We start from the raw sequence: 22,970 nt of genomic DNA, 5'->3' as shown, positions 1-22,970 counted from the left end.
CTAATGTCCCGTCATCAATTCTTCTTGCAGCAGTTCATCTTGCAGGAAGCTGTGGATGTCGGCGGCGGCGACGTTCTTCGCCACGAAACAATCGCCGATGGCGCGGGCCAGAATGAAGGTCAGCGACCCGCGCTCGACCTTCTTGTCCTGATACATCGCTTCGAGAATGTCGTCGGCGCTCGCCGACCAACCCGGAATGTCCGTGATCCTGACCGGGAGGCCAGCCTCGCGCAGATGCGATTCGGCCCGGACCTGATCTTGCCCGGAACAAAGGCCTTTGCGCGCGGAAAACCGCATGGCGCAGGCCATGCCGATCGCGACGCCTTCGCCGTGGACAAGGCGCGAGCCGTCGTAACGGACAAGGCGCTCGAAGGCGTGGCCGAACGTATGGCCGAAATTGAGCAGCGCCCGGTCGCCCTGTTCGTGTTCATCGCGGGCGACGATGGCGGCCTTGGCGGCGCAGCTCGTGGCGATCGCATGGACCCGCTCGGGACCACCGGCAAAGACCGCCCGCCAATTCGCCTCGAGCCAGTCGTAAAAGGCCGCGTCTCCGATCAATCCGTATTTCACGACCTCGGCATAGCCCGCCCTGAATTCGCGCGAGGGAAGCGTCGCGAGCAGGTCGGTGTCCGCCAGCACGAGCGAGGGCTGGTGAAACGCGCCGATCAGATTCTTGCCGTGGCGGGAGTTGATCCCGGTCTTGCCGCCAACCGAGGAATCGACCTCGGCGAGCAGGGTCGTCGGCATCTGGACGAAGCGCATGCCGCGCCGGACCGCCGCAGCGGCGAAGCCCGCGAGATCGCCGATGACCCCGCCGCCAAGGGCGATGATCAGATCGCCGCGCTCAAGCCGCGCCTCGATCACCGCGTCGCAGACGCGGGCGAAAACCTCGAAGGATTTCGATTCCTCGCCGGGCGGGACGACGACACTGGAATGGCGGATCTTGGCGAGGTCGAGAGCTTTTTCGAGAGTTGGCAGATGCAGCGCCGCGACATGTTCGTCGGTGACGATCGCGCAGGCCGCTCCGGGCGCGAGGCGGCGCAGATGCGCTCCGGCCTCGGCGGTCAAGCCGGAGCCGATCAGGATGTCATAGGACCGGGCGCCAAGATCGACCCGGACCGTGGCGCAGGCGCCAGATTCCGCATCGGCGGCGTGGCGCGTCTTCGGGGAAGCGGACTCTGAAGCGTGCATGATACCCTGGTTTTCGCACGGCGGCGCGGACCGCAAAAAGCGTTCGACTTCCGCGATAATATCCTCGACGGCGAGTTCATGTGGTCCGTCGCGCGAGACAATCGTCAGATCGGCCTTGGCGTAAACGGGATAGCGCTGTTCGATCAGCAAGCGCATCGTCTGTTCGGGATCTGCGTTGCGCAGCAGCGGCCGGTGCGAGCGTTTGCGGACCCGCCGCCAAAGGACGTCGAAGTCGGCCTTGAGCCATACCGATATCCCGCCGCCGGCGATCCGCGCGCGGGTCTCCTCGTTCAGGAACGCGCCGCCTCCGGTCGCGATCACGCGCGGGCCTTCCTCAAGCAGCCGCGCCATGATGCGGCGCTCGCCGTCGCGGAAATACGCCTCTCCGTGCTGTTCGAAAATGTCCGAAATCGACATGCCCGCCGCAGTCTCGATCTCACTGTCGGCGTCGACGAATCCGAGGCCGATTCGATGCGCGAGGCGCCGGCCGGTCGAAGTCTTCCCGGAGCCCATCAGGCCGACGAGGACGATCGAACGCCGTCCCAACGCCCGCACCAATGATTCGAGGCGCCGGTCCCGCTCAAACGCTTCCGCTCCGATCCCCGCCGATCCTGTCTCGCTGCTCATAAAACGAGTGTAACATGCGGAGGAATTCGATTTAAAGCGCCTTGCGCCGCAACGAGAGAAACAGCGTCAAACGGCAGCGCCCGCCTTTCGGCCAAAGCTCCTTCCCAAGTCATTGATAAAAGAGAATCCATCGTTCGCACGAATCGCTCAGGCGATCCGCAAAGCTTCGACGGCGTCCCATAATTCGTCGAAATGGCTGATGATCCGGTCAGGCCTGAAGGCGGCGACGGGCTGATCGGTGTATCCGAAGTCGACCGCCACCACCGGAATCCCGGCGTTGCGCGCGGCGTCGATATCGGTTTTCGAATCGCCCACCATGATCGCGCGGCGGTGGTCCCCCTTCGCGCGGGCGATCGTTTGCAGGACCGCGCCGCCGTCTGGCTTGCTGACCTTGAACGTATCCTTGCCGCAGATCGCCTTGAAACGGTCGGCGACGCCCAGGGCGTTCAGGAGCAGCACCGACGGATATTCGATCTTGTTAGTACAGACCGCGAAGGCCCAGCCCGCCGACTCAAATCGATCCAGCGCCGCGTGGACGCCCGGAAACAGAACCGTCTCGTCGGCGATATGGGCCTCGTAATGGGCGAGGAAATCCGCGAACAATTCGTCGAGGCGCGCATCGGCCACGCTCACGCCATTGGCCGAAAGGCCGCGCTGGATCAGAAGGCGGGCCCCGCCGCCGACCATGGCCCGCGCCTCGGCCGCGGCGACGCCTGAGAGGCCTTCTCGTTGCAAAATGGCGTTGAGGGTCGCGATCAGATCGCCCGCCGTATCGGCGAGCGTGCCGTCGAGGTCGAACACCAGAAGCGGAGGAGTTTCCTGCATATGGCAGGGTTAAGCTTGCGCAGGGAAAGCGTCAACCAGCTTCGACAGCCGCGCGGCGAGGCGATGGTTCAGATTGTTTTTATTTATTCCCCGGTCCTCGTTTCCAGTGCGCCTTCGCGGCTTTACAAAGTTGTATTATTCGTTATCCCGCGAGAGGGTGGCAAACCCGCCGAACGAATCGCGAGGACCGATGCCGGGAACCGTCAAGCCGTCAAGATTGTCGCGCGCGGCGGGAGCATGGCCGGCGCTGATGATGACCGTGAGCCTCCTCAGCTGCGGGCCGGTCCAGGCGATCACCCTGCTTCGGGCCGAAACCGGCCAGTGGGACGTGACGCTCGAACATGCGAATAAATCCTGCCGCGTGACTTTGCGCGCCGGGCCCGCGATCGGCGGCGGCCGCAGCGTCGGAATGCCCGCCGGCTGCCGCAAGGCGCTGCCGGTGCTGGGTCAGGTCGAGACCTGGAGCCTCGTCGGCGACGACCATATCGATTTCGCCGACAAATCCGGAGCCTCGGTCCTCGATTTCGTCTCGCAAAGCGACGAGATCTTCGTCGCGAGCGGACCGCAGGGCGAATCCTACCGGCTCGAATCCGTCGAACACGGCCTGCCGCAAAAAGCGGCGGCGCCGGCGACCGCGCCCTCCCGGACCATGGAGGCCGCCAAGTCTCAGGAGGCCGGCAAGTCGCAGGCGGCAGGCTCGGGGGCCGTTGTCCGCCTCAGCGACGCGGCCGGCCGCTATTCCATTCTTCGCGAGGGAGGCAAGGACACCGGCTGCATGCTGACGCTCGACGACAAGAGCGCGGCGAAGGGCGGTTTCAAGGCCTCGCTGGCCCCCGCCTGCCGGGACCAAGGCATCGTAATCTTCGATCCGGTCGGCTGGCGGCTTGTCGGCGGGCGTCTCGAACTCACCGCCCGCAAAGGGCATACGGCCGTCTTCGACCAGCAGCCCGACGGCGGCTGGCAGAAAGACCCCAAACAGGGCAAGGGCCTCGGGCTGAAAAAGCAGTAAAATCAAATAGTTATCAAGGGATCGCTCCGCTTGCGGCCCCGGCCAGCGCGGCCGCGTCCCGGACCGGCTGCGAACAGGCGCCGCCCGCGCACACGAAGGCCGCCGCTTCGCCCGCCGCGTCCGCCTGCGCGCGCGCGACATGACCTGCCGGGATGTCCTGCGGCCGGTCGATGTCCATCACGGCGCGGGTGATGAAGGGCAGGGCGAGCGCGGCGGCGTAAAGCGGCTGACGGGCGGGTCCCGCCGTCACGATGTCCCTGACGCGCAGGCGGAAATCGAGCGCGTTCAAAATCCCCGCATGGCCAATGAGATTGCCCCGCGCCGGCGCGCTCACGGCCTTGAACAAAACATCGGCGCGCTCCAGCCAGGCGGGGTCGCCGGTCAGCCCGGAGAGTCGCGCGAGCGCCGACAGATAGACCGGATGGGCGTTTGGAATCGCGTCGTCCGCGGTCGGGGCGAGCCGCAGCAGCACGTCGTCCGCATCGTTCGCGGACATGGACAGAAGGCCGCTCGCGGGATCAAGGTGAAACGTTTCCAACGCCTTCGCAAAGGCGATGGCGTCGGCGAGATAATCCCGGCGCGGCCCGATGTCGAGCCCGGCGAGATTGCGCGCCTCGTGCAGGGCGAGGGCGGCGCGGATCATGGCGGCATAGTCGAGCGCGAGGCCGGGCTTGACGAGAACGCCGGCCCGCCAGCTATGCGCCAGCCGGGCCTCTCCCCCCGCCCCCTCGAAGGCCATGGTCGCGAGGATGAATCGATAGGCCCTGGCCGCCTTCTCGATCCATTGCGGTTCGCCCAGCAGCGTCGCGGCGTTGACGAGAGCCGCGATCATGAGGCCGTTCCAGTCGGTCATGATCTTGTCGTCGAGACCGGGATGAATCCGCGTCTCGCGCGCCGCAAACAGCTTTTGGCGCAGCGGCGCGAGCCGGGCCTCCTCTTCGATGGTCGGGCGCGCGGATTCCAGCCGGTTGAGGATGGTGACGGCGTGGCCGCCGGGCGATTCGGCCCAGTTTCCGATGCGCGACGCATTGTAGAACCGGCCGAAGAATTTCGCGTCCTCCTGACCGAGCAGCGCCGCGATCTCGTCGAAATTCCAGACGTAGAACTTTCCCTCGACGCCTTCGCTGTCGGCGTCGAGGCTGGCGCAGAACGCGCCGCCCGGTGCGGTCATTTCCCGCTCCAGCCAACCGACCGTCTCGCGCGCCCGCGTCCTGAAGAGATCATCGCCCGTCTCGTTAAAGCAAAGCGCCAGCAGTTCGAGAATCTGCGCGTTGTCGTAGAGCATCTTTTCGAAATGCGGCGCGAGCCAGCGCTCGTCCGTCGAATAGCGGGCGTAGCCGCCGCCAAGATGATCGTAGATGCCGCCTTCCGACATCTTCGTCATGGTGAGTTTGACGAGATCGCGATAGGGGCCCTTGCCGAGCCGGTCTCCCGCGCGCCACAGAAGCTCGAGGATTGGGGTATTGGGGAATTTGGGCGCGCCGCGAAGCCCGCCGTCGATCGCATCGATAAAATTGACCGCATGCGCGGCCAATTGGTCCACGAGATCGAGGGTCAGCCCCGCTTCGCCCGGAGCGCTCGTTTTTCGCAATTCGCCGAGAACGATTTCGGTGTTTTTCGAGATCCTCTGCGGATCGCCATGAAAGGCAGCGGAGACGGTCTTCAGGACGGACACGAACGAGGGGCGGCCGTAATTCTCGGTCTTGGGAAAATAGGTGCCGCCCCAGAACGGTTCGCCCTTCGGCGTCAGGAACATCGTGAGCGGCCAGCCTCCCCTCTCGCCGAAGGCGTGTAAAGCCGTCATATAAATATGATCTATATCGGGTCGCTCCTCGCGATCGACCTTGATGTTGACGAAAAGCTCGTTCATCACGTCCGCCGTCGCGCCATCCTCGAAACTCTCATGCGCCATCACATGGCACCAGTGGCAGGCCGCGTAGCCGACGGAAAGCAGAATCGGCTTGTTGAGCCGCTGGGCGTCGCGCAGCGCGTCCTGGGACCACATCCGCCAATGCACGGGATTGGCCGCATGCTGCAAGAGGTAGGGGCTGGCGGCTTGTCCGAGTTCGTTCCTGCTGGGTTCGTTTTGACCGATTGACGACATGAATGCTCGAGGCCCCCTTGCGTTGTCGCGCCCCCGGCGCAGTTTGCTCACGGTTTGCGGTCCTCGTGCGAGGATTGTTCCACCCATGAGCGATTTTCTCGCCCGAATAGTGAAAGCGCCGTCAATCCCTTAAGATAAGCCACGTTCGGCCATCGGCGGTGACAAAGACGAGGAAAATTTCATAAGCGCGCCTCATCAGACCATCTATGCCGCCGCCTCCGGCGCGGGCCGCGCCGCCATCGCGATCGTGCGCCTCTCCGGCCCGCGAACCCGCGCCATGCTTGAGGCCGTCGCGGGAGCGATTCCGCAGCAGCGGACGGCCAAGCTCGCGGCCCTGTCTGATCCCGCCACTGGAGAGGCGATCGACAAAGGGCTCCTGTTGTTTTTTCCGGCCCCGCGCAGCTTCACCGGCGAGGATTACGCGGAATTTCACGTACACGGCGGCAGAGCTGTCCTCAACGCCCTGTTTGAGGCGCTGGGATCGTTCGCTGACGCACGTCCTGCGGAGCCAGGGGAATTCACCCGTCGCGCGCTTTTGAACGGCAAGATGGACCTCGGCCAGGCCGAAGGAATCGCCGACATCATCGACGCCGAAACGGAATGGCAGCGCCGGCAGGCTTTCCGCCAGACCCAAGGCGTGCTGGGAGAAAGGACGGCCATCTGGCGCGCGACCCTCTTGGAGGCGGCGGCTTTGATGGAAGCCGAGATCGACTTCTCCGATGAAGGCGACGTCACGGACTCGGCTGGCGCGGACATCGCCGAGCTTGTTCGGCCGGTGCTTGTTGACCTCCGAAACGAGCTGCGTTTCAGCCGGGCGGGGGAAATGATCCGGGAAGGGCTGACCATTGTCATCGCGGGGCCTCCCAACGCCGGCAAATCGACGCTGCTCAATGCGCTCGCCCGGCGCGACGTGGCGATCGTCTCCGCGCACGCCGGCACCACCCGCGACGCGCTGGAGGTTCATCTCGATCTTGACGGCTGCGCGGTCACCTTGATCGACACGGCGGGCCTGCGCGAGAGCGGCGATGAAATCGAGAGGATCGGCATGGCTCGGGCGCGCGAAAAGGCGCGATCCGCGGATCTGGTGCTCTGGCTGACCGAGGCCGGCGAGGCGGAGCCTTTTCCGGACCTCGGGGAAGGGCCGGTCTGGTCTTTATTAACGAAGCGCGATCACGCCCTTGCGACGACGGGCGAGGAGACGTTCAACGCGGCCCCGATGGAGATCAGCGCGCGGTCGGGGCGCAATCTCGACTCTTTGATTAAGCGTATCGGCCGTTTCGCAGTGGACAAGACCGGCGACGGACGCGCAGGAATCATCACAAAGGCGCGGCACCGCAAGGCGTTCGAAGATGCGGCGCAGGCTCTGGAGCGCATCGTCCGGAATTCCGCCGCGCCCGTCGAACTTCGCGCCGAGGACTTGCGGTCCGCCCTGTTTTGCCTGCAAAGATTGACGGGAGCGGTCGACGTGGAAGATATCCTTGGGGAAATCTTTTCACGCTTCTGCATCGGCAAATAATGCCGCGCGCTTCTGTTTCACGTGAAACGCTTTTGTTCGGGAACGACGCCATGATCCGGGCGGACAACTATGACGTCGTCGTCGTGGGCGGCGGACATGCCGGCTGCGAAGCCGCCGCCGCGGCGGCGCGGATGGGAGCCCGCACGGCGCTCGTCACTCAATGGCCTCACTCCATCGGAACCATGTCGTGCAATCCGGCGATCGGAGGCCTCGGAAAAGGCCATCTCGTCCGTGAGATTGACGCTTTCGACGGTCTGATGGCCCGTGTCGCGGACGCCGCCGGCATTCAGTTCCGAGTGCTGAACCGCGCGAAAGGGCCAGCCGTGCGCGGCCCGCGCGCCCAGACGGACCGCAGCCTTTACAGGCAGGCCATGCAGGCTGAAATCCATGCCGTCAGGAATCTGGAGGTAATCCAGGGCGAGGCGGCCGATCTGATCGTCCGGAACGGCGCCGTAACCGGACTCCTGACCGCCGAGGGGAGAGAAATCACCTGCCGGTCGGTGGTCCTGACCACAGGAACCTTCCTGGACGGCATGATCCACATCGGATCCCGCACGTTTGCGGCGGGCAGAATTGGAGAAAATCCCTCTAATCTCCTCGCCGCGAGGTTGCGCGGAATGGGATTCGAAACGCTTCGTCTCAAGACCGGGACGCCGCCGCGCCTCGACGGACGGACGATCGACTGGTCTGGCCTCGAACGCCAGAGCGGCGACGATGAGCCGGAGCCATTTTCCTTTTTGACGAAATCCATCACCTCGCCTCAGATTGATTGCTTCATCACCCAGACGACGTCCGAAGGCCACGCTCTCATCCTGGAGAATCTTTCGCGTTCGCCGGTCTATTCCGGCGCGATCGCTGGACGCGGGCCGCGCTACTGCCCCTCGATCGAGGACAAGGTCGTGCGCTTCAGGGACCGTCAGTCGCACCAGATTTTTCTGGAGCCGGAAGGGCTCGACACGTCCACCATTTATCCCAACGGGATTTCGACCTCGCTGCCCGAAGACGTCCAGGACCGTTTCCTGCGCACAATTCCGGGTCTTTCCCATGTGGCGGTCCTCCAGGCGGGCTATGCGATCGAATATGATTTTCTCGACCCGCGCGGATTGAAGGCGAGCCTTGAAAGTAAAAGGCTTCCGGGGCTTTTTCTTGCGGGCCAGATTAACGGCACCACAGGATACGAGGAAGCCGCGGCGCAGGGTCTCGCCGCGGGATTGAACGCCGCGGCCCTGGCCGGTAGCGTCTCTCCAGTGCATTTCGAGCGGGCGACGTCCTACATCGGGGTGATGATCGACGATCTGATCACGCGAGGCGTGAGCGAGCCCTATCGCATGTTCACGTCCCGGGCCGAATACCGGCTCTCATTGCGCGCGGACAATGCGGATCAGCGGCTTACCGGCCGCGCCATTGCGCTCGGCTGTGTCGGAACCGCGCGCCGGAGCGCCTTCGAAACCAAAGCGCGGGATCTCGCCGACGCAAAGCGCCTGCTTGACGGGCTCAGTCTCAGCCCCAACGAGGCGGCGCGACAGGGCTTGAAGATCAATCAGGACGGGGTGCGGCGCACAGCTTTCGAAATTCTTGCCCTGCCGGAGGTCACGATCTCCTCGCTAAGCGGGATTTGGCCGGAATTAGGCGGGTTGAGCCAAAACGCCGCGACGCAAATCGAAATCGACGCAAAATACGCGGTCTATCTGGAACGTCAGACAAGAGACATCGAATCCTTCCGGCGCGATGAGGCCCTCGCCATTCCAGACACTCTCGATTACGGGCTGCTCAAAGGCCTGTCCAACGAGATCCGCGCCCGCCTCGAACTGATCCGGCCCGAAACCATGGGGCGCGCGAGCCGCATCGAGGGCATGACGCCGGCCGCCCTGACATTGCTGGCGTCGAAAGTCCGGCGCGAAGGCTCAAAATGAGGACGACAGCGGGCTCGGGCGAGCGCCAGGGCGAAATAGCGCATCCCATACTTGCTGAAGCCTCGCCAGACACGCTGCGGCGGCTGTCGATCTACGCGGATTTGCTAAAAAAATGGCGGCGGGCCGTGAATCTCGTCGGCCCAGGCGCCATCGACGATCTCTGGATTCGCCATTTCGCCGATTCCCTGCAGGTTTCGGATGCGGCGCCTTGGGCAAGACGATGGGTCGACCTCGGGTCGGGAGCGGGATTCCCGGGTCTCGTCACCGCGATCCGCTACGCCGACGATAAGGACGCAGAAGTGCACCTGATCGAATCGGATCAACGCAAATGCGCTTTTCTTCGCGATGTTTCACGTGAAACAGGCGCCAGGGCGCAGATCCATTGCGGCCGGATCGAAGACATTCTTCCCGACTTCCGGCGGCCCGTGGACGCCGTCAGCGCGCGCGCCCTTGCGGCCCTTCCGATTCTTCTGAACTATTCGGCCAAATTGATCGAATCCGGGGCCGTCGGGGTGTTTTCAAAAGGGGAAAACGCCGAGTCAGAATTGACCGACCCGGCGGCGACGGCTAGGTATGAAATCTCGACGCTGCCGAGTCAAACCTTGTCCAGCGCGCGCCTTGTCATTGTTCGGCGCCGCCAGGGTCCATCGCCGACGGCTTGATTGGCCGTTAGGCAGCGTCTACGCTAGAGGGGTATAAGCCGCCATGCGCGTTCTTGCGATCGCGAATCAGAAAGGCGGCGTAGGCAAGACGACGACGGCGATCAATCTCGGCACCGCCCTCGCCGCGATCGGCGAAAACGTTCTCATCCTCGACCTCGACCCGCAGGGAAACGCATCGACGGGCCTCGGAGTCGACCGCCACGCGCGCCGCTTCTCGACCTATGATGTGCTGCTGGGCGAAAAGGCGCTTGCCTCCGTGATCCAGCCGACGGCGGTCCCGCGTCTCTCGATCGCCCCGTCGACCCTCGATCTTCTCGGCGTGGAACTCGAAATCGCGTCGCGTCGCGACCGCGCCTACGCGCTGAAAAGCGCTCTCGAAGGTCTCGTGGCGGAGGCCAGCGATGCTTCGGAGCCTCAAGCCTTCACCTATGTTCTGATCGATTGCCCGCCGTCGCTCAATCTGCTCACCATGAACGCGATGGCGGCCGCGCATAGCGTCCTCGTCCCCCTGCAATGCGAATTTTTCGCCCTTGAGGGTCTGTCGCAGCTCCTCAGCACAGTCGAGGAAATCCGCAGAACGCTGAATCCCGCTTTGTCCATCCATGGTATTGTCCTCACCATGTTCGATCAGCGAAACAGCCTCGCGGGGCAGGTCGTCGCCGATGTTCGCGCCTTCATGGGCGACAAGGTCTACGACACCGTCATCCCCCGCAACGTGCGGGTCTCGGAAGCCCCCTCACATGGCAAGCCGGTCCTGCTCTATGATCTGAAATGCAGCGGCAGCCAGGCCTATCTCAAACTGGCGTCCGAAGTGATCCAGCGCGAACGCCGCTACCGTATCGCCGATCCTGTCCTGAGCGAATGACATGGCCAAAACAGCAGACGACGCACGCCCCCGGCTCGGCCGAGGCCTCGCGGCCCTGATCGGGGAAAGCCGCGACGCCCAGGCCGCGCTTGCGCGTCCGGCGAGCCCGCAGAAAGTTCCGATCGAGTTTCTGCGGACCAATCCGCGAAATCCGCGAAAAACTTTCGACGAATCCGAGCTGGACGACCTCGCCGCCTCGATCCGGGAAAAAGGCGTCATCCAACCCATCCTCGCCCGCGCGGCGCCGCATGTCCCCGACGCCTTCGAGATCATCGCGGGAGAGCGGCGCTGGCGGGCGGCGCAACGGGCGGGTCTGCACGAGGTTCCGATCATCGCGATCGAGGCCGATGACCGGCAGGCCCTCGAACTCGCGATCATTGAAAACGTCCAGCGCAGCGATCTCAACGCGCTTGAGGAGGCGGCCGGCTATGAGCGCCTTGCCGCTGATTTCGGCTACACGCAGACCGACCTCGCCAAAGTCATCGGAAAAAGCCGGAGCCATGTCGCCAATACGCTTCGGCTGCTGAATTTGCCCGAGAGCGCCAAGCGCCTGCTTGGCGAGGGGGCGATCTCCGCCGGTCACGCGCGGGCGCTGCTGACCGCGCCCAACGCCGAAGCGCTCGCCGCGCGGATCGTCAACGAAGGTCTGAGCGTCCGCGACATCGAGCGGATCATCCAGGACGAAAACGCGAGCCGCAACGAAGACTCGCCGCGGAAACAAAGCGTCAAACCCGCCAAGGACGCCGATACGCGCGCCCTGGAGCGCGAACTCTCCCAGGCGCTGGGGCTGAAGGTCTCCATCGCTCACAAAGGCGAAAGCGGCGACGTGCGGATCTCCTACAAAAGCCTCGAGCAGCTCGACGGCCTCGTTCGGGTTCTGCGCAGCTAGAGCATATTCCGATCGGATTGAATCAATCTAATCGACAAGACTATGCCCAAGCCTTTGATTATAAAGCGATTTCTGCCGTTCTGGACTGCGATCCGCGCCGCCAATTCCGCCGTCGTCGGCATTCTGGGCGCGGCGCTCGACCTTCCGGTCTGGACCAACGCCGTGTTGAACCCGCGCGATTTCGCTCTCGCGCTGGCGGGTTTCCTGCTGCTGACGGTTTGAAAGACGCCGCCGTGGATTGTGGTGCTTGCGTTCGCGGCGGCGGGCTCGGCGGACGCGATCCTGTAGGCCCCTACCCTTCGAGCCCGAGCGCCGCCTTCACCCGGCGCGAATAGCCATAGAGATCGTCGCGCAATTGCAGCCGGCCGGAGGCGTCGACGAAGGCGGTGAAATATTCGATGTGGATCGGCAGAGGAGCCGGCAGGTTCACGTAACGCTCCTTGCCGCCGATCAGCCCCTTGATCCGGCTTTCGCTCCACTTCGGTCCGAGCACGCTCTGGGCGAAGCTGAACGGCTCGTCGACCCGCACGCAGCCGTGGCTGAACGCCCGCTTTGATTCGCTGAATAAGGCGCGCGAGGGCGTGTCGTGCAGATAGACCGCGTAATCATTCGGGAACATGAATTTGATCTTGCCGAGCGCGTTGCGTTCTCCCGGCGGTTGACGGACGGTGATCCTGCCTTCGTTCGACGAGACCTGATAGCCGTGCTGGCTGAGGTAGCCGAGCCTGCCGATCATCTCCTTCTTGATGATCGACTGCGGCACATTCCAGGCCGGATTGACGATCAGGAACTGCATCGTGTTGGAGAAGATCGGCGTCGGCGTCTCGACCTTGCCGACGACGACCCGGTTGCGTTGCACGACGCGCCCGTTGTCGATGATTACAACCTCGAAATCGGGGATGTTGACCTCGATCCGGCGCTCGCCCAGATCGCGCGGCATCCAGCGCCATCGCTCCATATTGGCGATGATTTCAGCCTCGAGCCTCGACGGCTCGCCGCCGGACAGAACGCTGATGGTGCGGGGAGTCAGCATTCCCGAGGGCGGCAGCCCGTTGGCCTTCTGGAAATCGGCGACCGCCGAGGCGACCCGCTGGTCGTAGACGAGATCCTCCGTCGTCACATCGTCTCTGCCGTCGAGGCTCAGCCGGGCGCGGATCAGCGGCACCCTTGGATCGCGCATCCCGACGCGCAGGACAGGCCCGGCCGGTATGGCGGGGGCGCGAACGGAGGGGCCGCGTTCGCGGCGGAGTTCGTCAAGCTTACGGCGAAGCGCGATATAGCCCTCTTGCGGCGGATTGAAGTTCAAAAGCGCCGCGCCGGCCTCGTCCCCGGCGCTCGAAACGGTGGCGAGAATCAGCGAAGGGTCGGCGACCTCCGGGCGCGTGCCGATCAGCGGCGAAAGCAGGCGCGGCTCGATCCGCGAACCGCTCGCCTGACGGCCGTAGGCGAGGACGGCGTCGCTCAGCGCCACGTCGGCGGCGGCGACGTCTTCGTTTGCGCCCGGACGGATCGGGCTCAGCGGGAAATTCTTCAAGTTCAGCCCGTCGTCGCCCGCGCGCTCCAGCCGCGCGACGGCGGATTTGACTTCGGGATTGGGTTCGCCAGCCTTCGACCAGAGCGGGGCGAATCCGCGCGCGGCGTAAAAGGCGGCGACCGCCTCGCGTTCGCGGCGCTGCGCCTGCGCGCCCGGGCGCGGCGAGGCGTGGGCGCGCGCCTCAAGCACGGCCTTCACGGCCGCATTGAGAGGCGCGAGGGGCGGAGACTCGGCGGTTTGAGCCGCGCCCTCGACAGGCGCGGCGGCCGACGGCGGAGCCGAAACGGCCGGGTCCGTCGCTGGCGGTCCGGCGTCCTCGCCGCGCAGGCCAAGCGAGGGATCGGTCTCAAGCGAGGCATCAGGCTTGCGGGGCTCAAGATCCTGCCCGGCGTCGGCCGCAGGCTGCGGCAGGAACGCCAGCGACCTGGCGCCGGCGTCCTGAACTTCGGGCGAAGGCGCGGCGTGGCCCTGCTCTTGCGCGTGCAAGGGCGAGCCCGCCAGACCGGCGAGGATCGCCAGCGCCGGAAAGGCTCCGATGCCGGTGGACTTTACCGCCGCGCGCCGCATGTTTGGCCCCCTAGCTCTTGTTCCTCGCGCCATGCCTGCTCCAGAATATATAGCTTTCAACATCGATTTCGACAGCCGCCTGAAAATTCCCGTCGCGGCCCGCTCGCCAGAGGGAGACGCGCCGCGCCCGTCTCCGGCAGCGCTCTTTGATCGTTTCATATCCCTCTGAACCGCCGGTAAAGTTTTACCAAATCCGGAGAGAAAAAGCGCGTCTGCGCTAGATTTTGAGCCTGTCCCTCAACTGGCGCGGTTGGAACGGCGGCGGCGCGGCGAGTCTTTCGACTGCCGCCGCGTCGGCGAACCCATGCTCCTTCATTTTCCGGTAGAGCGTCGAGCGCCCGATGCCGAGTTTTCGCGCCACGGCCGACATCCGGTTGCGATAATGGGCGAGAGCGAATCTTATGGCGTCCGCCTCAAGCGACTCGAGATTGCGCACGTCGCCGCGTTCGTCGAGCAGCGCCATGACATTGGGGTCGCGGACTTCGACGCGCACATATTCTTTTTCGCGCGGCGCCTGCAGCGCGGCCGGAGCCGGAGCGGGCGGCACGCGCACGTCGAAGCCCTGGACATGGGCGGCGATCTGCGGAAACTCAGCGACGGTCAACTCGTCCGCGCCCGCCAGAACCACGGCGCGAAACAGCGCATTTTCCAGCTGCCGGACGTTGCCGGGCCAGTCATAGGCCTCGAGCAGGGCGAGCGCCTCGGCGGCGAGGCCGCGGATTCTCTTACCCTCGGCGGCGGAAAAACGCGCGCAGAACTGGCGGGAGAGCGTCGCGACATCGGCTTTGCGCTGCCGGAGCGGCGGCACGCCGACGGGAAACATATTGAGACGGTAATAGAGATCCTCGCGGAAGCGGCCCGCCTTCACCCGCTCGATCAGATTCTGGCTCGTCGCGCAGATCAGCCGGACGTCGATCCTGACCTTGCGCCGCGCCGCGCCCGGATCGACCTCGCCTTCCTGAATCGCGCGCACGAGCCTCGCCTGAGCCGCAAGCGGCAATTCGCCGATCTCGTCGAGAAAGAGCGCGCCGCCCTGCGCCTCGACAAATTTGCCAGATTGTCTCGCCCCTCCGCAAGCTGATGCGCTCGCCTCGCCTCCGAACAAGATCGTGTCGGCGTCGTCCTCGCCCAGTCCTGCGCAATTGACCTTGACGAAGGCGCGGCCGCGCCGGTCCGATGAGCCATGAATGGCGCGGGCGATCATTTCCTTGCCGGCGCCCGCCTCCCCTTCCAGAAGGACGGGGATGTCTGATTTCGCCGCGCGCGCGCCAAGGCGAACCGCACGCTCCATCGCCTCGCTCGCCCCTGCGAGATCCTTGAAAGAGAGAACCCGCGACGCCTGAACGTCGAGGCGGCGCACTTCGGATTCGAGCGCCCCCGTCTGAAGCGCGTTCTTGATGGCGATCTGAAGCCGCTCCGGCCCGACGGGCTTGACCAGAAAATCAAGGGCGCCGGCGCGCATCGCCGATCCCACCGCCTCGATCGACCCCCTGGCCGTCTGAACGATGGTCGGCGCCGCAAGGCCTCGCGCGCGCATTCGTCCGAGTACGCCCATACCGTCGAGATCGGGCATGACGAGATCGAGAATCAGGAGATCGACGGCGTCCCCGTTCGCGTCGAAAAGGCGCTGAACCGCCGCCTCGCCGCCCTCGAGCGCCTCCGCGCAATAGCCAAACCGCTGGACGAGATCGACGAGACGGCTGCGCTGGATCGGATCGTCGTCGACAATGAGGATTCTGGGCGGCATGCGGCCTCGCGCGCGGGTCCCGAAGGACCGGCTGAAAGATCAGACAACGGGCCCGCCCCGGTCATTGAGGAGGTTTCGCGGCCGCCAGGATGAGGCCGGTGCGCCCGCAAACATATTCCGCGATCAGGGTAAATGCGCGGTTAATGACGCCCCGCCCGCCTCCCAAAGCCCCTCGCCGGAAAGTCCCCTTGCCAAAGCCGCCCGTCTCCCTTAACTACGGACAATCGTTCGATGCTTGTGCAACTATCGAACAAAGTTCAGCCCGAAAGGAACCAGCGTCATGGGTAAATTATCTGGCAAGACAGCGATCGTGACCGGCGCGTCGAAAGGCATCGGGGCGGGGATAGCCCTCGGCCTCGCAGCCGAAGGCGCGGCCGTGGTCGTCAATTACGCGTCGAGTAAGGAAGGCGCGGACAAAATCGTCGGCGAGATCAAGGCGAAGGGCGGCAAGGCCATCGCCATACAGGGCGACGTGGCGAAAGCCGCCGACGTGAAACGCCTCTTCGCCGAGACGAAGCAAAGCTTTGGCCGGCTCGACATCCTCGTCAACAACGCCGGCGTCTACAATCTCCAGGCTCTCGAGGCTTTGACGGAAGACGAGTTCCACCGCCATTTCAACACCAACGTCCTCGGGCTTCTGCTCGCGACCCAGGAGGCGGCGACGCTGTTTGGCGAGGCCGGCGGCAGCGTCATTAACATCAGCTCGGCGATCACCAGCCTCAATCCGCCCAATTCCGTCGTCTATACCGCGACCAAAGGCGCGGTGGATTCGGCAACCCGCGTGCTCTCGCGCGAACTCGGCCCGCGCAAGATCAGGGTCAATTCGATCAATCCGGGTCTCGTCGAAACCGAAGGAACCAAGTCGTCGGGAATTCTCGCCAGCGACGCCGAGAAATACATGGTTGCGCTGACCCCGCTCGGACGAACCGGCGTGCCGGACGACATCACGCCCGCCGCGGTCTTTCTGGCGTCCGACGAATCGCGCTGGATCACTGGCGAAACACTGGTGGTTTCGGGCGGTTTACGCTAGCAGCTTCAAGGAGCCGGCGCGCCGCCGGACCTGATCTCGGCCTGTCCGCCCGGCGGGCGGGCCCGAAAGTGCGGGAATGACGAACGACGCCCCGAGACCGGCCCAAAGGCTTACGGCTGAGCAGGCTCTTCAGATTGCGAAGGCCTTGGGCGATCCCCGTCGCTACGAGATCCTGAAGCGGCTTGGCGAGCGGCCCGACGCGCTCGCCTGCGGGGCCGTGCGCGACTGCCTCGGCATCAACCCGGCGACGCTCTCGCATCATATGAAAGAGCTGGAGACGGCCGGGCTGGTCGACGTTGTCCGCGAGGGCAAGTTCTGCAGCTATGTCCTTCGCCGCGACGTGCTGGAGGCGTTCTTCCAACGGGTGAAAGAGGATCTGGCGTAGGGCTCCAATCGGTGACGAGCCTCGAAGCGTCGTCTCGAAGGACGAGCAAATCCGTCCTGATGAACCTGGCGCGCTCCAAACGGCCGGACTGGTCAGTCCAATCCATTGATCGCACGGCCGGAATGTCTTCGCACAGCCGTTCGGCCGCGCCTCTATAATGCACCGCCCCGCGGCGCCCCCTCTCCGCCACGAGCAAAGCGGCGCGCAAGGTTGATCCTGCCGCCCGCGCGCCGATATAGTCTTTCTCAACGCCGTTCTCCCAGCCTCAGGTTCCGCCATGCTCCCCTCGCGCCCGCACCGTCAGTCCGCCGCCGAAGCCACCGTCGCAGCTTTCAAGGTGAAGGCCGGGCCCGACCTCGGCGCCCTGCCCGAATGGGATCTCTCGGCGCTTTACCCGGCGATGGATTCTCCTCAATTCGCGGAAGACCTCGCCAGGGCCGCGAGCGAGGCGCAGGCGTTCAACGCCGCCTACAAGGGCCAGCTCGAGACGCTCGCCAAAGACGAGACGGGCGCGCAGCTCGCGGCGGCGATCGCCGGCTACGAAGCGCTGGAGGAATTGCTCGGCAAGATCATGTCCTTCGCGGGCCTCACCTATTCAAGCGATACGTCCGATGTCGCGCGGGCGAAATTCTACGGCGACGCGCAGGAGAAGGTCACCGCGGCCTCATCCGACCTTCTGTTTTTCGAGCTGGAGCTCAATCGCCTCGAGGAAGGCGCGCTCGACAAGGCGCTGTTGAACGGCCCGCTGGCGCGCTACAGGCCGTGGATCGCGGACATCCGCAAGGGCAAGCCCTACCAGCTCGACGACAGGATCGAGCAATTGTTCCATGAGAAATCGGTCACCGCCTACGGCGCGTGGAACCGGCTGTTCGACGAGACGATCACGGCGATGCGCTTCGACGTCGATGGCGAGAAGCTCGCCGTCGAGCCTGTCCTCAACCTCATGCAAGCCGAAGACGAAGCGACCCGCGAGAAGGCCGCGCTCGCCTTCGGTGCGGGCCTCAAGGACAACCTGCGCACCTTCGCCCTGATCTCGAACACGCTCGCCAAGGACAAGGAGATTTCCGACCGCTGGCGCGGCTTCAAGGATATCGCCGACGCGCGCCATCTCGCCAACCGCGTGGAGCGCGAGGTAGTCGACGCGCTGGCCGCCGCCGTGCGCGACGCCTACCCGCGCCTGTCGCACCGGTACTACAGGCTGAAGGCCAAATGGTTCGGCGTCCCCGCGCTGAAATTCTGGGACCGCAACGCGCCGCTGCCGCACACCGCCGCTAAGGTCTACCCGTGGGGCGAAGCCCGCGACGTTGTGCTCGGCGCCTATGGCGAATTCTCGCCGAAAATGGCGAGCGTCGCGAAGCGCTTCTTCGATGAGCGCTGGATCGACGCGCCGGTGCGCCCCGGCAAGGCGCCCGGCGCCTTTTCGCATCCGACCGTGCCCTCCGCGCACCCTTATGTGCTGCTCAACTACCAGGGCAGGCCGCGCGACGTGATGACGCTCGCGCATGAACTCGGCCACGGCGTGCATCAGGTCCTCGCCGCGCCGAACGGCGCCTTGATGGCGCCGACGCCGTTGACGCTGGCCGAGACCGCCTCGGTGTTTGGCGAAATGCTGACCTTCCGCGCCCTGCTTGCGCAGACCCACACCATCGCCGAACGCCGCGCGATGCTGGCCTCCAAGGTCGAGGACATGCTCAACACGGTGGTGCGCCAGATCGCCTTCTATTCCTTCGAGCGCGCGGTTCATACCGAGCGGCGCAAGGGCGAACTCACGCCGGACCAGATCAGCGCCTTGTGGATGCGTGAACAGGCGGACAGCCTCGGCCCCGCGATCGAGCTTGGCGCGGCCTATGAATCCTACTGGGCGTATATTCCGCATTTCGTCCACTCGCCGTTCTACGTCTACGCCTACGCCTTTGGCGATTGTCTCGTGAACTCTCTGTACGGAGTCTACCAGGGCGCGCGGGACGGTTTCGCGGAGCGCTACCTCGCCATGTTGTCGGCGGGCGGCGCCAAACACCACAGCGAGCTTCTGGCGCCCTTCGGCCTCGACGCGCGCGATCCCGCCTTCTGGCAGATCGGGCTCGCCATGATCGAGGGCATGATCGCCGATCTCGAGGCGCTCGAAGACAAAGCGTGAGACGATGAGCGGCCTGACGTGGCTCTACCTCGCCATCGCGATTTCATCCGAAGTCGCGGCCACCTCGGCGCTGAAGCTCGCCGAGGGATTTACGCGCCCCGTTCCCTCGATGGTCGTCATCGCGGGCTATGCGCTCGCCTTTTATTTTCTTTCGCTGACGTTGCGCGACATGCCGGTCGGCGTCGCCTATGCGGTGTGGTCCGGCGCCGGGATCGCGCTGGTGTCGCTGATCGCATGGATCATCTACAATCAGACTCTCGGGGCTGGCGAACTCGCCGGCATCGGACTTATCATGCTTGGCGTCGTGGTGCTCAACGTCTTTTCGAAGACGGCGCATTGACGACTTGTTCGCATCGACAGAACCTGGCGACCGAAAAGGACATCGGGAAGCGCGCCGATGCGATCTTGTCAACCGACCAAGCATCGGCAATGATGCGGTGAAATTGCGGATATAGCCATCTTCTCCAACCGCGCGGCCGTCCGCCATGACTCACAGCGCGCACGCACATCTCTGGCCGGGCGTTCCGCTCGCGCTTGGCTCCGCGATCCTGTTCGGCGCCTCGACGCCGCTGTCGAAATTGCTGCTCGGCGCGCTCGATCCGCAAATGCTGGCGGGCGCGCTCTACCTTGGCGCGGGGCTCGGCCTCGCCGCCGTCCGCCTCGGCCGCACTGCGACGGGAGTTCCATCCAATGAAGCGCCGCTGCGCCGGAGCGATCTGCCGTGGCTTGGCGCGGTCGTCGTGTTTGGCGGTCTGCTCGGCCCGCTGCTGCTCATGCTTGGCCTGACGCGCACGCAGGCGTCCTCGGCCTCCCTGCTGCTCAACCTCGAATCTTTGTTCACAATGGCGATCGCCTGGCTCGCGTTCAAGGAGAACGTCGATCGCCGCCTGCTGCTCGGCGCCTTCGCGATTCTCGCCGGCGCGGCGTTGCTCTCATCGAACGGAAAGGGCGTCGCGTTAGACCGCGGCGCGGCGCTCATCGCAGCGGCCTGTTTGTGCTGGGGCCTCGACAACAATCTCACCCGCAAACTGTCCGCTTCCGATCCGGCGCAGATCGCGATGATCAAGGGCCTCGTCGCGGGAGCGGCGAACATCGCGCTCGTGCTATGGTTCGGCGCGGCGCTTCCCTCGCGCGGATCCTTCGGCGCGGCGGCCGCGGTCGGATTCTTCGGCGTCGGCGTCAGCCTCGTGTGTTTTGTGCTCGCTCTGCGTCATCTCGGGACGGCCCGCGCCAGCGCTTATTTCTCCCTGGCACCCTTTATCGGCGCCGTGCTTGCGATCGCCCTGCTGCACGAGCCGCTCACGGCGCGGCTTGGCCTCGCCGGACTTTTGATGGGCCTTGGCCTGTGGCTTCACCTCACTGAGCGCCACGAGCACGAACATATGCATGACGAGCTGGAGCACGAGCACGCCCATACGCACGACGCGCACCACCAGCATGAGCACGACGGCCCGGTGAGCGAGCCGCATTCACACAAGCACCGGCACGCGCCGCTACGCCACACCCATCCGCACTACCCGGACGCGCATCACAGGCACGATCACTAGTCTGTCGCTACCGCACGAAGCCGAGGATATCCTTCACCGCCGCGAGGTTTTCCCTGGCGATCACCTTGGCTCTCGAGGCGCCGTCGAGCAGCACCTTGTCGATATAGTCCGTATCGTCTTTCAGGCGCTTCATTTCCGCGCCGATCGGACCGAGCTTCGCCACCGCCAGATCGACCAGCGCCGATTTGAACGCCGAAAAATTGCCGCCGCCGAACTGGCGAAGAACATCGAGCTTGGTCTGCCCGTTGAGCGCCGAGAAGATCCCGACGAGGTTTTCCGCTTCGGGCCGTTTGGCGAGTCCTTCCACCTCGGAAGGCAGAGGTTCCGGGTCGGTCTTCGCCTTGCGAACCTTCTGCGCGATGATATCGGCGTCGTCCGCAAGATTGATGCGCGAATAATCCGAAGGGTCCGACTTCGACATTTTCTTCGCGCCGTCGCGCAAACTCATCACGCGCGCGGCCGGACCCTGGATCAGGGGCTCGGGCAGCGGAAAGAATGCGTCGCCATGGCCGAGCGCCGCGATCCGCTCTCCGAAATCGAGATTGAACTTCTGCGCGATGTCGCGGGCGAGTTCGAGGTGCTGTTTCTGATCCTCGCCGACCGGCACATGCGTCGCGCGGTAGACGAGGATGTCGGCGGCCATCAGGCATGGGTAGGCGTAAAGTCCGACCGAGGCGTTCTCGCGGTCCTTGCCCGCCTTCTCCTTGAACTGCGTCATGCGGTTCAGCCAACCGATGCGCGCGACGCAATTAAAGATCCAGGCAAGTTCGGCATGTTCGCAGACCTGGCTCTGGTTGAAGACGATATGCTGTTTGGGATCGACGCCCGAGGCGATAAAGGCCGCCGTCACTTCCCTTATGCTCGACTTCAGTTCCTCCGGCTTCTGCGGCACCGTGATCGCGTGAAGATCGACGACGCAATAGATGCAGTCGTGGGTTTTTTGCAGTTCGACGAACTTGACGATCGCGCCGAGATAATTGCCGAGATGCAGGTTTCCCGTCGGCTGCACGCCGGAGAAAACGCGTTCCTTGAACTTTGGCATTCGGGCTCCAGAACTTCGGCGGGACGAATAAGGATGCGCGACAAAGACCTTCGACCAGGGGTCTTCGACCGGGCGTGCTCCAGGGCTGCGAACGGAGGTCCGTCCGTCATGCGGTGGGGTTGCGATCTGTTCCGTCCTCTTACTTGGTCGCACGGCCGAAGGCAAAATGGGCCTTCGGTTTCAACGCCTGGACGAGACTGGTTTGGGGCGTCGCGTAAACCGATATATGTTTTTGCGCAAGGTCTGATCGCGGAAGGAGAGAAGGGTGCGCACAGCCGCCGGAGCTATCGCCGCTTTAGTCCTGGCCGCCGGGTCCGCCCTCATGGGGCTGCCGCCCGCTATCGTCGCGGCCTTTGCCGAGCCGCTGCGCCCGCTGCAGGCGGTGCAGCTCTATCTGGTCGACCCGCCCTTTCTCGAGAAGGACAACGGCAAGGACAAGATCGCCGAAGATCTGAGCGGAGCGGCGTGCGATCGTTCGGGGCTCTGCCTCGCGATCAACGATCAGAGCCGGTCGGCCCAGTTTTTCACCATCGACAACGGCCATATCGCCGCCGGAAAAAAAGCGCCGCTGATCGACGACGTGCCGAGTCCTTCGACGCTCGGCGAGAAGCCCGCGGCGGTGGCGGCCTCGCCTCTGGCGCAGGGCTGCCTCGACCAGGAGCCGGTGTTCAAGGATCTCGACGGCGAGGGCGTCGCTTACGCCGCGCCCTATTTCTACATTGTCGGCTCGCACGGATGCTCGCGGGCGGGCAACGAATTCGTCCTGTCTTCCTTCATCCTCGCCCGCCTGAGGGCCGACGAGAACGGCGCGCGGATCGTCGAGACGACCTACCGGCTCGGCGACGCGCTACGGACGGCGCCGAAAATCGGCCCCTTTTTCGGCAAGCATCTCATCCAGGAGGACGGGCTCAATATCGAAGGCCTCGCCGTCGTCGGCGATAAACTCTTCGCCGGCCTCAGGGCGCCGACGATCGAGGGCGCCGCCTATCTCGTCGGCGTCAAGGTCAGCGCGCTGTTCGCGCCTGGCCATGAGCCGCTTCGGGGAGAGCCGGAGATCATCCCGATCGCGCTTGGCTGCAATGTCGGCGTTCGCGACATGGCGGCGATGCCGGACGGCAGATTGCTGGTACTCGCGGGCCCGGCGCAGGAGCAGTGGCATATCCCGTTCAGTCTGTTCACGGTCGAGCCGCGACCCGGCGGCGCAGTGAAGCAGATCGCGGTTCTCGAGGATGTGTTCGACAGGAAAAAACGCGCCAAGGCGGAGGCTGTGACGGTGCTGGGCGTCAAGCCCCTGCGGGTGCTGATTTTCTTCGACGGGCCGAAAAACGGCGCGCCGCGTGAATATGTGGTTTTGGAGTGAGCGTCGCTCAGACCGCCTGC

The 22,970-nt window shown here is 64.6% G+C and carries 19 protein-coding genes; 13 read left to right on the top strand and 6 right to left on the bottom strand.

Going from position 1 to position 22,970, the window contains the following annotated elements:
- A complete protein-coding gene (aroB, locus tag BM177_RS00830; RefSeq protein WP_091676044.1) occupies positions 1-1,818 on the bottom strand; it encodes a 3-dehydroquinate synthase in 1,818 nt (605 codons plus the stop codon).
- 147 nt (positions 1,819-1,965) lie between these two features.
- The gene (locus tag BM177_RS00825) at positions 1,966-2,643 is read right to left on the bottom strand and encodes an HAD-IA family hydrolase (protein WP_091676040.1); all 678 of its coding nucleotides are present in this window, start codon (positions 2,641-2,643) and stop codon (positions 1,966-1,968) included.
- Between the two features lie 190 nt (positions 2,644-2,833).
- On the opposite strand from BM177_RS00825, the gene BM177_RS00820 reads away from it, so the two are divergent.
- Positions 2,834-3,652: an AprI/Inh family metalloprotease inhibitor gene (locus BM177_RS00820; protein ID WP_139223464.1), complete on the top strand. Its 819-nt coding sequence runs from the start codon at positions 2,834-2,836 to the stop codon at positions 3,650-3,652.
- 13 nt (positions 3,653-3,665) lie between these two features.
- Here BM177_RS00820 and BM177_RS00815 read toward each other — a convergent pair whose 3' ends face one another.
- On the bottom strand, positions 3,666-5,756 hold the full coding sequence (locus BM177_RS00815) for a thioredoxin domain-containing protein (protein ID WP_091676034.1): 2,091 nt from the start codon (positions 5,754-5,756) through the stop codon (positions 3,666-3,668).
- A gap of 181 nt (positions 5,757-5,937) precedes the next feature.
- Between BM177_RS00815 and mnmE the strand changes: the two genes are divergently transcribed.
- The 6 genes from mnmE to BM177_RS00785 are packed head-to-tail and all read left to right on the top strand — an operon-like array spanning position 5,938 to position 11,823.
- Positions 5,938-7,272 carry a tRNA uridine-5-carboxymethylaminomethyl(34) synthesis GTPase MnmE gene (gene mnmE / locus BM177_RS00810; protein ID WP_091676030.1) on the top strand — a complete coding sequence of 445 codons (1,335 nt, stop codon included), beginning with the start codon at positions 5,938-5,940 and terminating at the stop codon, positions 7,270-7,272.
- 50 nt (positions 7,273-7,322) lie between these two features.
- Entirely contained in the window at positions 7,323-9,185 is a 1,863-nt protein-coding gene (gene mnmG, locus BM177_RS00805; protein WP_091677328.1) for a tRNA uridine-5-carboxymethylaminomethyl(34) synthesis enzyme MnmG, read from the top strand.
- Positions 9,182-9,847: a 16S rRNA (guanine(527)-N(7))-methyltransferase RsmG gene (rsmG, locus tag BM177_RS00800; RefSeq protein WP_091676027.1), complete on the top strand. Its 666-nt coding sequence runs from the start codon at positions 9,182-9,184 to the stop codon at positions 9,845-9,847. Before mnmG ends, rsmG begins: the two co-directional genes overlap by 4 nt.
- A gap of 43 nt (positions 9,848-9,890) precedes the next feature.
- Positions 9,891-10,712, top strand: a complete 822-nt coding sequence (locus BM177_RS00795; protein WP_091676022.1) for a ParA family protein — start codon at positions 9,891-9,893, stop codon at positions 10,710-10,712.
- A 1-nt stretch (position 10,713) separates the two neighbouring features.
- Positions 10,714-11,601, top strand: coding sequence for a ParB/RepB/Spo0J family partition protein (locus BM177_RS00790; RefSeq protein WP_091676019.1), 888 nt, complete (start codon positions 10,714-10,716; stop codon positions 11,599-11,601).
- Positions 11,602-11,643: 42 nt separating this feature from the next.
- Complete coding sequence (locus BM177_RS00785; protein ID WP_091676015.1) at positions 11,644-11,823, top strand: hypothetical protein; 180 nt, start codon at positions 11,644-11,646, stop codon at positions 11,821-11,823.
- Positions 11,824-11,893: 70 nt separating this feature from the next.
- Here the strand turns inward: BM177_RS00785 and BM177_RS00780 are convergent, their stop codons facing one another.
- Positions 11,894-13,702 (bottom strand): L,D-transpeptidase family protein, encoded by a 1,809-nt coding sequence (locus tag BM177_RS00780; RefSeq protein ID WP_139223463.1) that lies wholly within the window; start codon positions 13,700-13,702, stop codon positions 11,894-11,896.
- Positions 13,703-13,919: 217 nt separating this feature from the next.
- Complete coding sequence (locus BM177_RS00775; protein ID WP_091676007.1) at positions 13,920-15,449, bottom strand: sigma-54-dependent transcriptional regulator; 1,530 nt, start codon at positions 15,447-15,449, stop codon at positions 13,920-13,922.
- Between the two features lie 280 nt (positions 15,450-15,729).
- On the opposite strand from BM177_RS00775, the gene BM177_RS00770 reads away from it, so the two are divergent.
- The 5 genes from BM177_RS00770 to BM177_RS00750 all read left to right on the top strand — a co-directional run bounded on the left by BM177_RS00770 (position 15,730) and on the right by BM177_RS00750 (position 20,548).
- Positions 15,730-16,479, top strand: coding sequence for an SDR family NAD(P)-dependent oxidoreductase (locus tag BM177_RS00770; RefSeq protein ID WP_091676003.1), 750 nt, complete (start codon positions 15,730-15,732; stop codon positions 16,477-16,479).
- Between the two features lie 76 nt (positions 16,480-16,555).
- The gene (locus BM177_RS00765; RefSeq protein ID WP_091676000.1) at positions 16,556-16,864 is read left to right on the top strand and encodes an ArsR/SmtB family transcription factor; all 309 of its coding nucleotides are present in this window, start codon (positions 16,556-16,558) and stop codon (positions 16,862-16,864) included.
- Between the two features lie 277 nt (positions 16,865-17,141).
- On the top strand, positions 17,142-19,001 hold the full coding sequence (locus tag BM177_RS00760) for a M3 family oligoendopeptidase (RefSeq protein WP_091675997.1): 1,860 nt from the start codon (positions 17,142-17,144) through the stop codon (positions 18,999-19,001).
- Between the two features lie 4 nt (positions 19,002-19,005).
- Positions 19,006-19,341: a DMT family transporter gene (locus BM177_RS00755; RefSeq protein ID WP_139223462.1), complete on the top strand. Its 336-nt coding sequence runs from the start codon at positions 19,006-19,008 to the stop codon at positions 19,339-19,341.
- A 145-nt stretch (positions 19,342-19,486) separates the two neighbouring features.
- Positions 19,487-20,548 (top strand): DMT family transporter, encoded by a 1,062-nt coding sequence (locus tag BM177_RS00750; protein ID WP_091675992.1) that lies wholly within the window; start codon positions 19,487-19,489, stop codon positions 20,546-20,548.
- 7 nt (positions 20,549-20,555) lie between these two features.
- On the opposite strand, the gene trpS is transcribed toward BM177_RS00750, so the two are convergent.
- Positions 20,556-21,590: a tryptophan--tRNA ligase gene (gene trpS, locus BM177_RS00745; protein WP_091675989.1), complete on the bottom strand. Its 1,035-nt coding sequence runs from the start codon at positions 21,588-21,590 to the stop codon at positions 20,556-20,558.
- A 265-nt stretch (positions 21,591-21,855) separates the two neighbouring features.
- Here trpS and BM177_RS00740 point away from each other — a divergent pair, with 265 nt between their 5' ends.
- A complete protein-coding gene (locus BM177_RS00740; protein ID WP_244532014.1) occupies positions 21,856-22,950 on the top strand; it encodes a DUF3616 domain-containing protein in 1,095 nt (364 codons plus the stop codon).
- Positions 22,951-22,970: the final 20 nt, after the last annotated feature.

The sequence above is a fragment of the Methylocapsa palsarum genome (assembly GCF_900114285.1).
GTDB lineage: Bacteria > Pseudomonadota > Alphaproteobacteria > Rhizobiales > Beijerinckiaceae > Methylocapsa > Methylocapsa palsarum.
The sequence above is the reverse complement of the archived record's forward strand: the minus strand, read 5'-3'. Positions and strand labels throughout refer to the sequence as shown.

Bases quoted from the DNA above. Each gene is read 5' to 3' on its own strand.
- BM177_RS00765 (WP_091676000.1), top strand. From the start codon at position 16,556: ATGACGAACGACGCCCCGAGACCGGCCCAAAGGCTTACGGCTGAGCAG.
- BM177_RS00785 (WP_091676015.1), top strand. From the start codon at position 11,644: ATGCCCAAGCCTTTGATTATAAAGCGATTTCTGCCGTTCTGGACTGCG.
- BM177_RS00790 (WP_091676019.1), top strand. From the start codon at position 10,714: ATGGCCAAAACAGCAGACGACGCACGCCCCCGGCTCGGCCGAGGCCTC.
- BM177_RS00820 (WP_139223464.1), top strand. From the start codon at position 2,834: ATGCCGGGAACCGTCAAGCCGTCAAGATTGTCGCGCGCGGCGGGAGCA.
- BM177_RS00775 (WP_091676007.1), bottom strand. From the start codon at position 15,449: ATGCCGCCCAGAATCCTCATTGTCGACGACGATCCGATCCAGCGCAGC.
- BM177_RS00770 (WP_091676003.1), top strand. From the start codon at position 15,730: ATGGGTAAATTATCTGGCAAGACAGCGATCGTGACCGGCGCGTCGAAA.
- BM177_RS00760 (WP_091675997.1), top strand. From the start codon at position 17,142: ATGCTCCCCTCGCGCCCGCACCGTCAGTCCGCCGCCGAAGCCACCGTC.
- BM177_RS00795 (WP_091676022.1), top strand. From the start codon at position 9,891: ATGCGCGTTCTTGCGATCGCGAATCAGAAAGGCGGCGTAGGCAAGACG.
- BM177_RS00780 (WP_139223463.1), bottom strand. From the start codon at position 13,702: ATGCGGCGCGCGGCGGTAAAGTCCACCGGCATCGGAGCCTTTCCGGCG.
- rsmG (WP_091676027.1), top strand. From the start codon at position 9,182: ATGAGGACGACAGCGGGCTCGGGCGAGCGCCAGGGCGAAATAGCGCAT.
- mnmG (WP_091677328.1), top strand. From the start codon at position 7,323: ATGATCCGGGCGGACAACTATGACGTCGTCGTCGTGGGCGGCGGACAT.
- BM177_RS00750 (WP_091675992.1), top strand. From the start codon at position 19,487: ATGACTCACAGCGCGCACGCACATCTCTGGCCGGGCGTTCCGCTCGCG.
- aroB (WP_091676044.1), bottom strand. From the start codon at position 1,818: ATGAGCAGCGAGACAGGATCGGCGGGGATCGGAGCGGAAGCGTTTGAG.
- trpS (WP_091675989.1), bottom strand. From the start codon at position 21,590: ATGCCAAAGTTCAAGGAACGCGTTTTCTCCGGCGTGCAGCCGACGGGA.
- BM177_RS00825 (WP_091676040.1), bottom strand. From the start codon at position 2,643: ATGCAGGAAACTCCTCCGCTTCTGGTGTTCGACCTCGACGGCACGCTC.
- BM177_RS00755 (WP_139223462.1), top strand. From the start codon at position 19,006: ATGAGCGGCCTGACGTGGCTCTACCTCGCCATCGCGATTTCATCCGAA.
- BM177_RS00815 (WP_091676034.1), bottom strand. From the start codon at position 5,756: ATGTCGTCAATCGGTCAAAACGAACCCAGCAGGAACGAACTCGGACAA.